Source organism: Salimicrobium humidisoli (assembly GCF_002295105.1).
GTDB lineage: Bacteria > Bacillota > Bacilli > Bacillales > Halobacillaceae > Salimicrobium > Salimicrobium humidisoli.
In genome coordinates this window covers 115,774-130,783 of the sequence record NZ_NSGH01000001.1, presented here as the reverse complement: position 1 = coordinate 130,783, position 15,010 = coordinate 115,774, and the positions used below count along the sequence as shown (strand labels likewise).

Below are 15,010 nucleotides of genomic sequence, written 5' to 3'. Positions count from 1 at the left end.
GGATGCCGGTCTTCTCACTCGCATCCAGTTTTCACTATATCACCACCGGGCCTTCGGTTACAAAGTATTTCCGGGGAAATAATGGATGTTTAACACATTTTTCATAAAAATACTCCGAGCTTATGGCTGCTCGATCATTATATGACTTTCAATTTCGATGCCCTCGAGTGCCTGTGTGGCGAGACGATCGGCTTCGCAGTTTTCCTTCCGGGGGACATGGATGTAGGTCGCTTCCAGCCCGCTTTCTGCCAGCCTGGCGTCAATACGGTCCGCCCAGCTCAGAAAAACCGGATCGTAACACGCCCACTCTTCTTTCATCTGATTGATCACAAGACGTGAGTCCCCTTTTATGCGGATCGGCTGGTAACGTATTCCGAGCATAACCAGTTCCTGGACGGCCAGGTGCAGCGCTGCATACTCAGCCTCATTGCTTGAAGTCAGCTCGTCCACGAGGGCGTTTTTCCGGACGCGGTACATCTCCCCGCTTTTTTCGTAATATATCGCACAGCCGAGCCCCGCCCGTCCGTCTTCCGTTTCATACCCACCGTCAAAATAGACGTGAACATCGTGCGGCTCGGTTTGTATCGTCTCAATAAATGCCTTAAGTTCCTTACGCAAAAATCTTTCCCCGTTGCTATTCTGAAAGACTATTTCACGGACACGACCCACTTTCTGAAGATCCGCTTCCAGCTCAAGGGCCGTCTCAATACTCATCTCCTCCGTAAAACAGGTGATGACCGGCCCCTTCGGCACTTTATACAAGTAGCTTATAGTCACCTGCATATGCAATCCCCCTTTTTCTTTCCCGATATAAAAAAGGCCAGAGACAAGGCCTTCAGGAAGGACTTTTACCTCTGGTCTTCTGCCATTCGCTGCGCATAATACCCATTTTCACCGCATCAAAGAATTCTCCGTCCACTTTCCGGGCCTCACGGACGCGGGCCTCTTCAAGCATGCCCACTTTTTCCCCGACGTGGATCATACGGGAATTCCCGGACCAGGTACTTAAACCGAGCCGGTGCAGTCCGGTCGCTTCGAACAGATAATCGATCCAGTGCTGGTACGCTTCCGAACCGTACCCGCCATTCCAGTAGTGTTTATCATAAATGACGATTCCCGTTTCCAGCCAGTCCGTATTCGGATCGACCCAGTACGAACCGACAGCTCCGACAACTGTGTCGTCTATTTCAATAACGAGGGAGCTCGGCACGCCTTCCATAATATAATACTGCTGTTCCCAACTTTCGTAGAATTCCTCTTTCGTTGCGTGCTGTTCGGGAATGTACGGACCGTTCCAGTCTCTTGAGGCCTGTTCCTCCTCTTCAAACTGCCAGTAATAGAGCACATCTATATCTTCTTTGTAAGGTTCACGCAGAATAGTCTTCTCACCTTTAATTTCAATCATTACTTGCCCCTCCGTCTGTCAAAAACATCTCTTTTGTCTTTGTCGTTTCCATTATCACAAAGATGAGGCTTTTACGCAAAAAAGACTTTCTCTGGTGAAAAGAGAAAGTCTTTCTCCGTTTGGCTTTGTCACACTAAAAGATTGAACAGTTCCTGATTTTTGTTCAGCTCCGTATACGTGAATCCATTTTCTTCCATACGCCGGATAAGTCCGTGGTAGTCTTCGCACTGCTTCAGTTCAATACCGACAAGAACCGGTCCTTTTTCACGGTTGTTCTTTTTCGTGTATTCAAACCGGGTGATGTCCTCTGTGTCACCGAGTACGTTAAACACGAATTCTTTGAGGGAACCGGTCCGCTGCGGGAAGTTTACGATAAAGTAGTGCTTCAGTCCTTCGTAGATGAGGGAACGTTCTTTCATTTCCTGCATTCTGGAAATATCGTTGTTCCCTCCGCTGATGACGCACACAATCGTTTTCCCTTTAATCTCTTCCCGGTAGAAATCGAGAGCCGTTACCGAAAGAGCGCCTGCAGGTTCCGCGATAATCGCGTTTTCGTTATAAAGGTTCAGAATGGTCGTACATACCTTCCCTTCCGGAACGCATACGACATCTTCCATAACCTGCCGGGCAATCTGGAAAGTGAGTTCACCGACCCGGGCCACAGAAGCCCCGTCGACAAATTTATCGATCCAATCGAGCGTTTCTACCTTCCCGCTGTCGAGAGACGTCTTCATGGAAGGCGCCCCTTCCGGCTCCACACCGATGATTTTCGTTCCGGGGGAATTCTCTTTCACGTACGTGCCGACTCCGGCGGAAAGACCGCCTCCGCCTACACTCATGAACACGTGGGAGATCGGCTCGTCCATGTCCTCTATGATTTCTTTCCCGACGGTTCCCTGGCCTGCAATAGTCCGCTTGTCATCGAAAGGGTGCACAAATGTCATCCCTTCTTCTTCGCACGCTTTATGGGCTTCTTTATATGCATCGTCGAAAGAGTCGCCGGTTATAACGATGTCCACCCATTTATCCCCGAAGAAAGAAACCTGGGAAATCTTCTGTTTCGGCGTAGTCGTCGGCATGAACACTTTCCCTCTGATGCCGAGCTTCTGGCAGGAAAGTGCAACCCCTTGAGCATGGTTGCCGGCACTGGCACACACTACACCTTTTTCACGGGCATCATCACCCAGGTTTTTGATGTGGTTATATGCCCCGCGTATTTTAAACGACCGCACCGGCTGCAGATCTTCTCTTTTCAAGTAGACGTTGCAGTCATAGCGGGCGGAAAGCACTTCATCTTTAAGTAATGGAGAACGTATCGCTGCTTCTTCCACAGTTTTGGCAGCTTTGCGAATATCTTCTCCCGTCACCAATTTATCCATAACTTGACCCTCGCTTTTATTTACGCTCATAGCCCCATCCTTTTCTGAAACCGAATTTTAAGCACTATTTTAACATAGGAAAAGAGCTGTGACAGCTTAAATTCTTATTTTTCTTACACAGGTTCGGGCTATTCCTCCGGCACGTAAACGTTCAGTTCGTTATGAAGCAGGCGTGCTTCAAACGGCAGTTCCACCCCTTCGTCCCCATCTATATTTACGACGAGGTCGAGCGATGTATCGACTTTCATGTCGGTGGCGGTGAAGTATTCCACCTGTTCATTACTCTTAAGTTCTCCCTTGAACAGATCGGGGATGAGCTGAACCACTTTCGGCAGGGAAAACTCTTTCAGAATGAATACGTGGAACGCTCCGTCGTTTACATCCGCGTGTCGTGCGAAAGATTCGATTCCTCCGACGGAATTCGTCAGAGCTGTGAGGACTAGATAAGCCTTACCTTCCCATTTTTTTCCGTCGTAATCAATCGACAGGTCGAAAGGAGTCTCGTCCTTAAGAGCACGAGCTCCTTCGATCAAATAGGCGAGGGGCCCGAATTTGGATTTTTGTTCCGGCGACACCTGATACACAGCCTCGGCGATAGCACCGACGGCCAGGACGTTCATGAAATAACGTTCGCCGGCAATTTTGCCGATATCGACGGACCGGGAATTGGCTGTTTCCAGAATACCGATAGCTTTCTTCTCATCCATCGGAATGCCGAGAGCTCTCGCGAAATCGTTGACAGTTCCGAGCGGCACGAACCCGAACACGGGCTTGTGATCTTTCTCCGCCAGACCGTTGATACTCTCGTTGATTGTACCGTCACCTCCCATGGAGACGAGGGCGTCATATTTCCCGAAAGACGCTTCCTCCGCAAACCGGGTGGCATCCCCCGCCCCTTCCGTATATTTCACGGTAACTTCTTCGTGTTGCTTTTTCAGTGCAGCTGTTGCTTCCTCTTCAAACTTCAGCCCTTTTTCCTGACCGGAAGAAGGATTGATGATCAACATTGCTTTCGTCATGATTTTTCCCTCTCTTTCTTCCCGAACTGCATATGTTCATATCTGCCCCGGGTTATTTGATAAATACCGTACAGGATGAGACCTGCCGAAACAAAACCGAGAATCCAGCGTCCGAACGGCTGGGAGGCGATTTCCGAAAGCGCCCCGTCCAGCCCTTTGGCCTGCCCCGGATCGTGACTCAGAGCGGTCCTTATAAAGAAGAAACCGATCAGTCCAAGGACGGTACCACGGGAGACGAGCCCTGCAGTTCCCGTATTTTTGGCTATTTTCCTCTCATGATAGTCCATATCCCCGATCAGGAACGCTTTCATGAACCGTTGTGTCAGACCGCTTGTGATTTCATAAATACCATAGCCGATAACACCGGCCCCTATTCCGCCAAGAATCCAGGCTCCGAAAGGCTGCTGCAGCAGCTTTGCAGACAGCGTATTCCCCGAGCCGCCTCCGCCCGAGATGGCATTGACCGCGATACCGATAGCCTGCACTGCCAGTCCCGTATAAATGCCTGCGTTGATGAAGTAGGCGAACCGTTTGATCAGGCCGCCTGCTCCTCTCCCTTCACCTTTGGGATCGAGAAACGATTTTATGAGTACCCATCCTATGTACATGAAAAGTCCGAGGCCCATCAGCCAGACGAGTATGTTGCCAAGCGGTATACGAGCCAATGACTGGAACATACCGGGCGTTCCCGTCGCTTTCCCGCCGAAACCTGCAGCCGCAAGCAGAGCGAGGACCCCCACTATGAAATAGACACATCCTTTTGCCATATAACCTATTCTGGCAGATCTTCTTATCAAGGGCTTTATCTCTTCTCTGACCTGCTCATCCGAATGGATGGACTTCCCCATACGTTTCCCCTCTTTTCGTTTATAGATACTGCATGGAAGTTTCCCTTTTTTTTCAAAACAGAAACTTATACGTAAAACATCAGGAGAGCAGGAATCGTTATGACACTGAGCAGCGTAGTCACGAGTGTAATTCCGGAAACCAGCTCCGGTTTTGCGTCGAACTGAACGGCATAGATAGTGGTGGTGGCCGCTGACGGCATAGCTGCCTGTACGATCAGTACGCTGGCCATCAGTTTACTCATGGGAAGAATCGCCACCAGAGCGAACGCTATCACCGGGGATGCTACAAGCCGAAGGACAGAGGCGTACGACACCTTCTTCCAGTCCAGGGAGGTAACGCTTATTTCGGCCAGCTGCATGCCGAGCACGATCATAATCGTCGGAACGGTGGCTGCAGCGACAAGTTCTATCGCCCCCATCACGCTTCCTCCGACAGAGACCCCGCCGAACTTCATCACTAACGCGAGCAGCACGGCGTAGGTAGGGGGCATTTTCAACACAGACAGCCCTGCCATTTTCAGGCCGGCCCGCCCCTTTGCTGCGTAGTAAACGCCGAAGAAATTCATAATGATCGAGTGCAGTACCATCAGGGAGACTGCATAAATGAATCCCTCTTCCCCGAATGCAAAAAGGATGATCGGCGACCCGTAATTCCCGGAATTCATGAAAGCCGTAGAGAGGATGAGCGCACTTTCTGTCGATGTACTGTACCCTTTTATCCAGGCATAGATTTTATTTATGATCAGCATAATGAATAACAGAAGCAGGGCGAACACCAGCATCATAATGTAGTCCCGGTTCAGGCCTGCCGTATAAAACGTTTCGAATACAAGACAGGGAAGCATAATATACATGCCTACTGTCGAAACGGAGCGTATATCCAGACGACCCGCTTTCTGAATGATATATCCTGCCAGAAATACTGCGATGACGGGCAGGACCACTTCCACAAACACTCCCATACTATCCTTCCCTTTCCAAAATCATTATATCTTCTTTCAACATACCACATTTCCCCGTTTCAATGCCCGGCCTTACGGGTACTTAAAAGTTATTAACTCTTCGAGACAGAAAGGGCATCCCTTATGATCAACCTCACAGAACTTCTACATTCCTATTACATAAATTCTTACGGACCTCTCACTCTCCCGGTCCGCCAGTTCACGCTTCACTCCGCGGTTCCGAACGAACACGGCGTCTTCTTCTGCAAATCCGGCAAGCGCAGCGGCCTGGATTATGTGGACGAAGCTGTCGCCAACGGAGCGATCTGCGTCATCGGTACGGACCCGTCTCTTCTCGTGGAGAGGGAGAGCCACCCCGGCGTTACGTTCATCATCGTATCCGACCTCTCCCCCGTGATCACCCTCCTTCTCCGGACCGTCTATAACAGCGCCTTCGACGAAATGGAGTTCTTCGGAGTGACGGGGACGAACGGGAAGACGACAGTAACCTATATGATTTCCACCCTTTTGAACAGATTCGGCTTCAAGACAGGGTCTGTCGGTACGGAAGGTGTAATGACCAGTGACCTGCAGCCTATGGATTACAATAAAACGACGCCGACGACACCCGAAGCCCCGGAACTCGCCCGCATCATCAGCCACTTCCACAGCGAATCCTATCAGACCATGGTATACGAGGCCACGTCCATCGCCCTGGATCAGGAAAGGACGAAATTCATCCCGGTGGACACGGGAGTATTTACGAATTTCAGCAGGGACCATATGGATTATCATGAGACGATCGAACATTACTTAAACTCGAAAATGAAGCTTGCCGAGGCCGCCCGTACTCTCGTTTTCTCTCTGGACTCCCCTGTCTTCCGGCCTTTGAAAGATTTCGGGAAGCCGGTACGGACGTTCAGTCTTCTCGATGCCGCGGCGGATTTCTACGGAGAACGGATCACTTACGACGAGAACGGATCAAGGTTCGTGCTGCACGCCGACGGGGAACGTTTTGACGTGTACACCCCTTTTATCGGGGAGCATAATATATACAATTTATTGAGCGCTTTTGCGGTTCTGTATGACAAAGGGATTCCGGTCCGGGCCATCGTTGAGGAAGCAGCGAAACTCCCGCCGCTTCGGAACAGGTTCCAGCTTCTTACGGTGTGTGAACGCCGCTTCATCCTGGATTTTGCCCACACCCCGGCTGCCCTGGAGAAATCTCTCAGTGCCGCGCGTACGCTTGCGGACGGTAAACTGATTGCGATGGTGAACGGAATCGGGCTCCGCGGAATCGATAAAGTCAAAAAAATGGCGGAAACTCTCAGCCCCGCCGTCGATTCTGTGGTACTCGGAGCGGAACAGGTCGGGTACGTGGAACCGTCGCTGGTCATCCGTGCGATGCAGGAAGCACTTCCCCCGGGTGTTTCAAAAGACAGAGTGACGACGGCGATGAGCCGTAAAGAAGCTATTGCCGCCTGTATCGAACAGTCTTCCCCGGGAGATACTATTCTGCTTACGGGCATCAACGAGCCGCAGCACTACAAAGGTACTCTGATTCCTCACGACGACATCGAAGAAATAAGCAATCATTTTTCCGCTTCCTGCGCGGACCTGAAATCCTTGAGCTGAATCGCATATCTTTATTGTAAAACAGGAAAAAGGCCAGGTCTTCTGCTTTCACAGAAGGCCGGGCCCTTATTAGTAAATATAATTATTGTATTATAGCATACTAAGGATAAAGCTGATGACTACGATGAGACCGATGATCATTAAAATAGTTCGAAGCATGTTTTTCACTCCTTGCTTTGTTATGTTACGTATACCTTTCCTTATCTCCTGTGTCTTGAAACATTTTTGTTCATATTTCCTCCCATTTACTCACGTTTCGAAGCTTATACGTTTCGGATTACGAAAAGGTCTGCTACGATAGAACGAGGAGGGGATACATATGGAAGACCATATCTGGCTGCGGCCACTCGAGAAAGACGACGTGCCTTTCATGCACAAACTATATAATAAAAAAGAGATTATGGATTTCTGGTTTACGGAAGCACACTTCCCGAAAGACCGGATCACTACCGGTTTTGAAGAGAGAAAAGAGCCCGGCAAGCACCGCCTTTTCGTCATCTGTAAAGATGAAACGAGCATCGGACTGACCGGACTGTATGATATTGAACCGGTGCACCGGAATACCGAATTCGGTATTATGATCGACCCCGTGCATCAGGGGAACGGTCATGCGGGGGAAGTTACGAAGATGATGGTGGATTACGCTTTCCGGACCCTCAACCTTCATAAAGTCCATCTTATCGTAGCGACGGAGAACGAAAAAGCTGTGCATATTTATAAGAAAATCGGCTTTGAAATCGAGGGAGAAATGAAAGAACACTATTTCATCAACGGAGAATACCGTGATGCCTACATGATGGCGATTCTTAAACACTCTTATGAAAACCGGGTTTCCGAATAAAATCCGAAAAGAGTGGACGATGCGGGGCTGTATGCCCGTACGTCCGCTCTTTTGTTTCACTATACGTTACCTTCCGCTTTCCATTTGTAGTATTTGTACAGGGCCTGTGTCCCCTCACTTTCCCCACCGTTCTCCTTGAGTCCTTCGTACATTTCTTTCGCAAGACGCAATCCCGGGACCGGAAGTTCCATCCTTTCCGCAGATGCAAGCGCGATTCCCATATCTTTAACGAAATGTTTTACATAGAACCCCGGTTCAAAATCATTTTCGATCATTTTTTTGCCCAGTTTTGATAAAGAAAAACTTCCCGCTGCCCCGTGTTCGATGCTGCTCATGACGACGGCGGGATCCAGACCGGCTTTCTCCGCGTATGTAATGGCTTCGACTACGCCCATCATCGTCGACGCGATGGCAATCTGGTTACTCATCTTCGTATGCTGTCCCGCACCCGGCGGCCCCTGCAGCACGACATTCTCCCCCATCGCCTCCAATACCGGGCGTACTTTTTCGAAAGAAGAGGGATCGCCTCCTGCCATAATCGTCAGTTTGCCCGCTTCCGCAAATACATCACTCCCGGAAACCGGAGCATCCAGCGCCGCCTGTCCGTTTTCATGTGCGGCTTCGGAAATCTTTACCGCAAGCTCCGGGGAAGACGTAGTCATGTCGATGAAAACCGTCCCGCCGGAAGCATTACCAAGAATGCCGTCCTCCTTAAAATATACTTCCTCCACATCTTCCGGAAATCCGACGATGGTGATGACAACGTCTGCCTCCCCGGCAAGTTCCGATATCGTCTCTTTCCATTCCGCGCCTTCCTCGATAAGTTCTTTTGCTTTCCACTTCGTTCTCGTGTAAAGAGATACCGCGTATCCGTGTTTCATAAGATTTCTGACCATATGCCGCCCCATGACCCCGGTGCCGACGAATCCTATTTTTTTCAAATATATTCCCTTCTTTCCTCATAACTTACAGAATATTGTAACCGTTTTCCAAACAGGACTCAACGGCTTTACTTTTATGTAAAAAACGCCTCCCTCTGCCCGAGACGGCAAAAAGAGACGTTTTCCTTCCGTTAACCGGATTCCGTACGCTGTTTTCCGAAATAGAAAATTCCGACAGCCCAGCCAATCACAGCCATCACCAGGGAGAAGATGAAGAATGGAACCGGGCCGAGAGAATAGATTACCGGCACGGAAAGGGCGGTCACCAGTCCTCCCCCGAGAAACGGTTCGTATATGAGCTGTTTGTAGCCGAACGCTTCCAGCGCAGGCGTCTCCACGTTCGGATCCACAATCCTCATGAGAAGGAGACCCGTCGCGGTAATCCCCATGGACTGGCCGAAGTCACCGATGGCACGTTCAAACCAGTACGTAGGAATCATTTTCTTCGCAAATATCTGGAAAGCGATAACGTTCCAGCCGATTCCTCCTATAGCGAGAAGCAGGAACGGTACAAAGTATTCACCGATAACGGCGAGGGAAATCGTCGCAATCGCCGTCATTATAAGGATATCAAGCGACAATCCCTGGACTCTCATGACCATCTGCCTGTCCACGAGATTGAAGCGGTCGTAGCGGTCCAGGAACAGCTGCAGAATAATACCTCCGATCATAGCGAGCGGGAACAAAGGAATATAAGTCATAATGTAAGTGTCCGTCCACGCTCCCCACGTAATGGCCTCAAGGCCGATCAGACCCTGCTGAAGTCCGTACCCGATCAGTATCGCGATACTGATCATAGCTACGTGAAAGGAGAGCGGTTCAATCGATTCGGAGCGCAGCGTCATCTTCCCGGCTGCCTCCCTGTTTTCGAATTCGCGGATTCCGAGTTTCTGTATATCGGAGAAAGCTTTTTCGTCCATATCAAGCGCTGTCTGCCGTTTTCTGGCAGCTACGTTGATCAGAATGATACCGATGATGACACCGGAGAGGATACCGACAGTGGCAAGCCCCACTGCCAGGTCATACGCCTCCGGGAACCCGAGCTGTTCGAACGTGCTCTGCATCCCGGCAGCCGTACCGTGTCCGCCTTCAAAACCGATTTCTATAAGAGCACCGGCCATCGGAGGAATGTCGAAGATCGGAGTAAGTATTAAAAGAGCGATGAGCAGACCTACGACATATTGTCCCCATCCGACCATCCAGCCGAACGATAGCTGTGGACCCCCGTAGTTCCAGATCATTTTGAGGGAAGGCGTTTTCTTCCCGATGAAAAGAGAAGCGAAGATGACGTTGATCATCAGCCCCGGTAGTGCTGCCCATACGTCCGTAATAGTTTCCGTAAACAGCCCCGTTGCCCAGAATGAATCCGATCCGGTCAGCGGCGCCAATAGATTCCCGAGTACCTGAGGTCCAAGCAGAAGTGCTGCGAAACCGCCAAGGATCGAACTCGGGAGAAAAAGGGACTGAAACAGAGGCACGCTCACTCTGATCAGCTTCCCGACCAGCAAAAATAGCCCCATGACGAGCAGGGCGAACCCTATCGTGTTTGCTGTCATAATATTTCTCCTCTCCCTGTTTTATACTACTGAAGTTCTTCCCACAGGCACCCCGGAATAAACATCGGAAAAAACGCGTCGTTCACCGGTTTTCATGCCTTTCAGCCTGCTTTCTGTCTCTGAAAGTAACGGAAACATCCACAAAAAAATCATCGGCCCAAAATTGGGGACCGATGATTGATAAAACAGCTTACGCACGGAACGAACCTTCCATAACGGATTCTTTAACCGGGCGGCGCGGGGACGGCTGTTCCCGCTTCTGCATTTCTTCTTCCAGTTTTTCTTTTTCATCCTGATAACCGATAGCGACGAGCGCCTGAATCTCGTACTCTTCCGGAATACCGAGAGTTTCGCGGGCCTGATCTTTATAAAAACCGCCCATAGCGTGAGTAATGAGACCGTTCCTGCGGGCCTGCAGGGAAAGGAATCCCCAGGCTGCCCCGGTATCAAAAGCGTGAGTGGCGTCTTCCTTATCGGAAATGATAAGAGCGAGCACCGGTGCCTTCTCGCACCATTTACGGTTTCCATCCATGACGAACGAATGGAAACGCTCACGGTCCTCCTCCGTTCTCGCTATAATAAATCGCCACGGCTGCATGTTCATGGCAGATGGCGCCCAGCGCGCTGCTTCGAACACGCTCATAAGATCCTCTTCGGCTATTTCCTTCTCCTGGAATGATCTCGGGGACCAGCGTTCAAGGAATGCTTCGTCGATTTCATAATCAGCTTTGCGATACTGCTTCACTTCACTTGCGTTCATAAAGTTTCCTCCTCTGACACATACTTCGTCCATTATATACAAAACAATATCTTTATTTCAAGATTTGAACTTCTACATTCTTTTTCCGGACAGGGCACTGGTGATTTTTTCCCAGGCCGATGTGCTTTCTTCCTTTCCGGAAACGAGCAGATTTACGTATAACGCATCGATGACACTCATTTGTGACATAGTGGATGAAAGAATCTGCGGGCGATAGTCGGCTTCCTCCGCGACCGTCGTCAGCACGATGTCGGAGCGTTCCCGGAGCGGGGACTTTGCGAGATTGGTAATAGCGATGACGGGCACACCGCCGCTTTTCAAAATGTGGAGAACGTCGAGTATGTCCTTCGTCGTTCCCGAATGGGATATGAGAACGGCGACGTCCTTATTTTTCAATTGAGAAGCGGACATGAGCTGCATATGGTTATCTGCCTGGCTGAACACGGAAAGGCCGGTCCGCAGCAGCTTGTGGCAGGCATCCTGTGCGATGATATTCGAACCCCCGCACCCGAAAAACTCCACCCTGTCCGCCTGGCGCAGCATTTTCACCGCTTTCGCCACTTCGGAAGTGTCCAGAACTTCAAGCGTCTCTTCCATCGTACGTATGTTGGATCGGAAAACTTTCTCCGTGACTTTGGCTTCGTCATCCGTACGGATAATACTCTCCAGTTCCTCTTTGTCCGAACCGACCAGCTCCGAGGCCAGCTCGATTTTCATATCCTGATAACCTTTGAAACCCATCGTTTTGCAAAATCGGAAGACGGTGGAAACGGCGATGCCGATTTCATCAGCCGCTTCGTTGATCGTCCCTTTTACAATCCGTTCCGGCTTCTCCAGTATATAATCCGCTACACGCCGCTCTGTCTGTGTAAACTGAGGATACTCCGAGCGGATACGCAGGAGGCAGTGCCTCTTTTCCCTGGCTGCCATAAACGTCTCTCCCCTTCCTTTACAGTAAGTTCATCTTAATACGAAGAAAGGAAAAAAGAAAATATTTTTGTTACCGTTTACAAAAGGAAAAATATTTTTCTGAAAACGATTGCAAAGAAAAATTTTTTCATGTACTATAAGCGGTATGAAAATACAGAACTATTAGGAGGTACCAGTAATGTCATCCACTATGCTTATTCTTATCGCCGTAGCGGGAATTTTCGGCCTGTTATTTCTCGTGATCCGAACGAAACTGCACGCGTTCGTTTCCCTCATGATCGTCAGCCTTCTCGTCGGTATCGCTGCCGGAATGCCTCTTGGAGAAGTCATCACTACTGTAGAAGAGGGGATGGGCGGCACTCTCGGGTTCGTCGCCATCGTCGTCGGTCTCGGAGCCATGTTCGGAAAAATGCTCGAAGTCTCCGGCGGAGTGGAACGTCTCGCCCAGTCCCTGCTCGGACGGTTCGGGGAGGATAAATCCCAGTGGGCTCTCGGCATTGCCGGTTTCCTCGTCGCTATTCCCGTCTTTTTCGACGTAGGTTTCATCATTCTCGTTCCTATTGTATACGGCCTTGCGAAGAAATCCGGTAAGTCGCTTCTGTACTATGGGATTCCGCTTCTTGCAGGGCTCGCCGTCACGCACAGTTACATACCGCCGACTCCCGGTCCCATCGCCGTAGCGGACCTTATCGGAGCGGATCTCGGCTGGGTCATCTTCTTCGGTGTAATTGCCGGTATTCCGTCGATGATCATCGCAGGACCGCTGTTCGGCCGCTACATCGCGAAAAGAATCGATGTCGCCGTGCCGGACTACATGGATTTCGAAGAAAAAGAATACGAAAAAGATCTGCCAAGCTTCTGGATGATTACTTCCATTATTCTCGTACCTCTGGTCCTGATCCTTATCAATACGGCATCCACCATCATTTTCCCGGAAGGAAGCGCCGTACGTTCCATTACCACTTTCATCGGTAACCCGATTGTGGCACTGACGATCGCCACGCTGCTTACCTTCCGGATTCTCGGAACGAAACGGGGCTACTCCCGTCAGGAAGTACAGGACATCGCTACAAAAGCGCTTGAACCTGCAGGAATCATCATTCTTGTCACCGGGGCCGGTGGTGTATTCAAAGAAATGCTCATCCAGTCCGGAGTCGGAGACGTGCTCGGGGAAATGATGGCAGGCTCCCCGCTGCCGCCGATTCTTCTCGCTTTCCTTATCGCTGCAATCGTCCGCGTAGCCCAGGGCTCTGCAACCGTGTCCATGGTTACGGCAGCCGGACTTATATCTCCGGTCATCGATGTAGCCGGTCTCGAAGGTGCCGCTCTCGGCCTGATCGTCATTTCGATTGCCGCAGGAGCTACGGTTCTCTCTCACGTAAACGACTCGGGTTTCTGGCTCGTGAACCGTTTCTTCGGTCTTGATGTCAAAGATACCCTGAAGACGTGGACCGTGATGGAAACACTGATCGGCCTGGTCGGTCTCACCGTGGCACTCATTCTCGGACTTTTCATTACGTAACGGATAATCGTACTATTTTAAAAAACCGGAACAAAAAAAGACACCGCTAAAACCGAACGGTCAGAGTTCGATTTTAGCGGTGTCTGTTATTTATAAAGCGTAACAATTGTCCTCTGTCCCTGGTCCCCTCAATCCCACGTACCCGCCATTCCTTTTTCAAGGCTTTTTTCCCGGCAGAACGGGCAGCGGGCCATTTCCAGCCAGTCGAGAGAAAGAATGCGCACGTTTTCACTGCGGCACTTCGTACAGCGGGGGTGGTTGTGGGAATGAGAGCCGTCTTCGAACAGAAATTTGATAGTCGGACGGCTGCTTAAACATAGACACTCCTGACACTGGGTGAGCTGGAAGCTGAACTGATAGTCGCTCACTTCTTTGTCTTCGAGCAGTTCCTCCAGTTCCTTCCGTTCCCAATACGGAAATTCACCGAGGCATCTTGCGAGAGAACTGTGAAACATGCCAAGACCGAAGCGAAAATCCTCCGAGTACCCGCATCCACGGCACCTTACCTCTGACGTTACCCCATAGGACCGCCTCCGGTTTATATTTTTTTGATTATCCTTATTATACTCCATTTCCCGGAAAACGTTTAACGATAAGTCATTCACAGCCTGTATGGACGCAGAGGTTTACTATAAACGGGCTGCCCCGGCCTTACTGTTTCCAAATGTTATAGTACGTCTTCGCTTCTTCCGGATCATCCACGTTATCGATCAGCCCTTTCGCCTGTTCATCGATATAAGGGTCGTCATCCCTTTCATAAAGGGCAGCGAGTCCTCTTACAATGTCTTCGCGGAGAAGCGTGCCGTTTTTCTCCCCGGCGGCCGTATAAAATCTTTCAATCATAGATCCGGTCACGAGATTCTTCTGCCTGGCGCCTCCGAGAGCGATCCGCCATACCGACTGCAGAGCACGGCGCGCTGCAGTAAGATCTTCATCTTTCGTCACCTGCCACACGTGTTGAAAATCGCGCATGATCCGGTCCTCCGGATCACTGACAGCAAGATAGGACAGGAACTGAGCGGCTTCCGACCTCAGGCGTGCATCTCCATCATCGAGGTGTCCGACGAGCCTGTCCCACACTTCATAACTCCATGATACTTCCGTTTCCATTTCTTCAAGGAGAGCCCGGTGTGCTTCCCCGGAACCGTTCCTCCATTCTTCAAACAGCTGTTCTATACGGTTATCCATAACGAAATCCTCCTTTTCTTCCTACCATATCATTTTCCCGGAAAG

The 15,010-nt window shown here is 50.3% G+C and carries 15 protein-coding genes; 3 read left to right on the top strand and 12 right to left on the bottom strand.

Annotation, left to right across the window (positions count from 1 at the left end; genetic code table 11):
• Positions 1 to 120: 120 nt before the first annotated feature.
• The 6 genes from CKW00_RS00590 to CKW00_RS00565 all read right to left on the bottom strand — a co-directional run bounded on the left by CKW00_RS00590 (position 121) and on the right by CKW00_RS00565 (position 5,613).
• Entirely contained in the window at positions 121 to 783 is a 663-nt protein-coding gene (locus tag CKW00_RS00590) for a reverse transcriptase-like protein (RefSeq protein WP_095820902.1), read from the bottom strand.
• Positions 784 to 835: 52 nt separating this feature from the next.
• Entirely contained in the window at positions 836 to 1,405 is a 570-nt protein-coding gene (locus tag CKW00_RS00585) for a GNAT family N-acetyltransferase (RefSeq protein WP_095820901.1), read from the bottom strand.
• A 128-nt stretch (positions 1,406 to 1,533) separates the two neighbouring features.
• On the bottom strand, positions 1,534 to 2,814 hold the full coding sequence (gene ilvA / locus CKW00_RS00580) for a threonine ammonia-lyase IlvA (RefSeq protein ID WP_233129683.1): 1,281 nt from the start codon (positions 2,812 to 2,814) through the stop codon (positions 1,534 to 1,536).
• Between the two features lie 98 nt (positions 2,815 to 2,912).
• Complete coding sequence (locus tag CKW00_RS00575) at positions 2,913 to 3,803, bottom strand: diacylglycerol/lipid kinase family protein (RefSeq protein WP_095820900.1); 891 nt, start codon at positions 3,801 to 3,803, stop codon at positions 2,913 to 2,915.
• Positions 3,800 to 4,651: a DUF1206 domain-containing protein gene (locus CKW00_RS00570; RefSeq protein WP_095820899.1), complete on the bottom strand. Its 852-nt coding sequence runs from the start codon at positions 4,649 to 4,651 to the stop codon at positions 3,800 to 3,802. The genes CKW00_RS00575 and CKW00_RS00570 overlap by 4 nt, the downstream gene beginning before the upstream one ends.
• A 65-nt stretch (positions 4,652 to 4,716) precedes the next feature.
• The gene (locus CKW00_RS00565) at positions 4,717 to 5,613 is read right to left on the bottom strand and encodes an AEC family transporter (protein WP_095820898.1); all 897 of its coding nucleotides are present in this window, start codon (positions 5,611 to 5,613) and stop codon (positions 4,717 to 4,719) included.
• A 123-nt stretch (positions 5,614 to 5,736) separates the two neighbouring features.
• On the opposite strand from CKW00_RS00565, the gene CKW00_RS00560 reads away from it, so the two are divergent.
• Together CKW00_RS00560 and CKW00_RS00555 are read left to right on the top strand one after the other, a co-directional pair.
• The gene (locus tag CKW00_RS00560; RefSeq protein ID WP_095820897.1) at positions 5,737 to 7,227 is read left to right on the top strand and encodes a Mur ligase family protein; all 1,491 of its coding nucleotides are present in this window, start codon (positions 5,737 to 5,739) and stop codon (positions 7,225 to 7,227) included.
• 319 nt (positions 7,228 to 7,546) lie between these two features.
• Positions 7,547 to 8,068, top strand: a complete 522-nt coding sequence (locus CKW00_RS00555) for a GNAT family N-acetyltransferase (protein WP_095820896.1) — start codon at positions 7,547 to 7,549, stop codon at positions 8,066 to 8,068.
• 59 nt (positions 8,069 to 8,127) lie between these two features.
• On the opposite strand, the gene CKW00_RS00550 is transcribed toward CKW00_RS00555, so the two are convergent.
• The 4 genes from CKW00_RS00550 to CKW00_RS00535 form a co-directional block, all read right to left on the bottom strand.
• Entirely contained in the window at positions 8,128 to 9,009 is an 882-nt protein-coding gene (locus CKW00_RS00550) for an NAD(P)-dependent oxidoreductase (RefSeq protein ID WP_095820895.1), read from the bottom strand.
• Positions 9,010 to 9,140: 131 nt separating this feature from the next.
• On the bottom strand, positions 9,141 to 10,565 hold the full coding sequence (locus tag CKW00_RS00545; protein WP_095820894.1) for a sodium/glutamate symporter: 1,425 nt from the start codon (positions 10,563 to 10,565) through the stop codon (positions 9,141 to 9,143).
• A gap of 190 nt (positions 10,566 to 10,755) precedes the next feature.
• The gene (locus tag CKW00_RS00540) at positions 10,756 to 11,325 is read right to left on the bottom strand and encodes a nitroreductase family protein (protein WP_095820893.1); all 570 of its coding nucleotides are present in this window, start codon (positions 11,323 to 11,325) and stop codon (positions 10,756 to 10,758) included.
• Positions 11,326 to 11,397: 72 nt separating this feature from the next.
• Entirely contained in the window at positions 11,398 to 12,255 is an 858-nt protein-coding gene (locus CKW00_RS00535; protein WP_095820892.1) for a MurR/RpiR family transcriptional regulator, read from the bottom strand.
• Positions 12,256 to 12,433: 178 nt separating this feature from the next.
• Here CKW00_RS00535 and CKW00_RS00530 point away from each other — a divergent pair, with 178 nt between their 5' ends.
• Positions 12,434 to 13,777, top strand: a complete 1,344-nt coding sequence (locus CKW00_RS00530) for a GntP family permease (RefSeq protein ID WP_095820891.1) — start codon at positions 12,434 to 12,436, stop codon at positions 13,775 to 13,777.
• 128 nt (positions 13,778 to 13,905) lie between these two features.
• On the opposite strand, the gene CKW00_RS00525 is transcribed toward CKW00_RS00530, so the two are convergent.
• Both CKW00_RS00525 and CKW00_RS00520 read right to left on the bottom strand, forming a co-directional pair.
• A complete protein-coding gene (locus CKW00_RS00525; protein WP_095820890.1) occupies positions 13,906 to 14,232 on the bottom strand; it encodes a hypothetical protein in 327 nt (108 codons plus the stop codon).
• A gap of 196 nt (positions 14,233 to 14,428) precedes the next feature.
• The gene (locus CKW00_RS00520; RefSeq protein WP_095820889.1) at positions 14,429 to 14,965 is read right to left on the bottom strand and encodes a hypothetical protein; all 537 of its coding nucleotides are present in this window, start codon (positions 14,963 to 14,965) and stop codon (positions 14,429 to 14,431) included.
• Between the last annotated feature and the right edge of the window lie 45 nt (positions 14,966 to 15,010).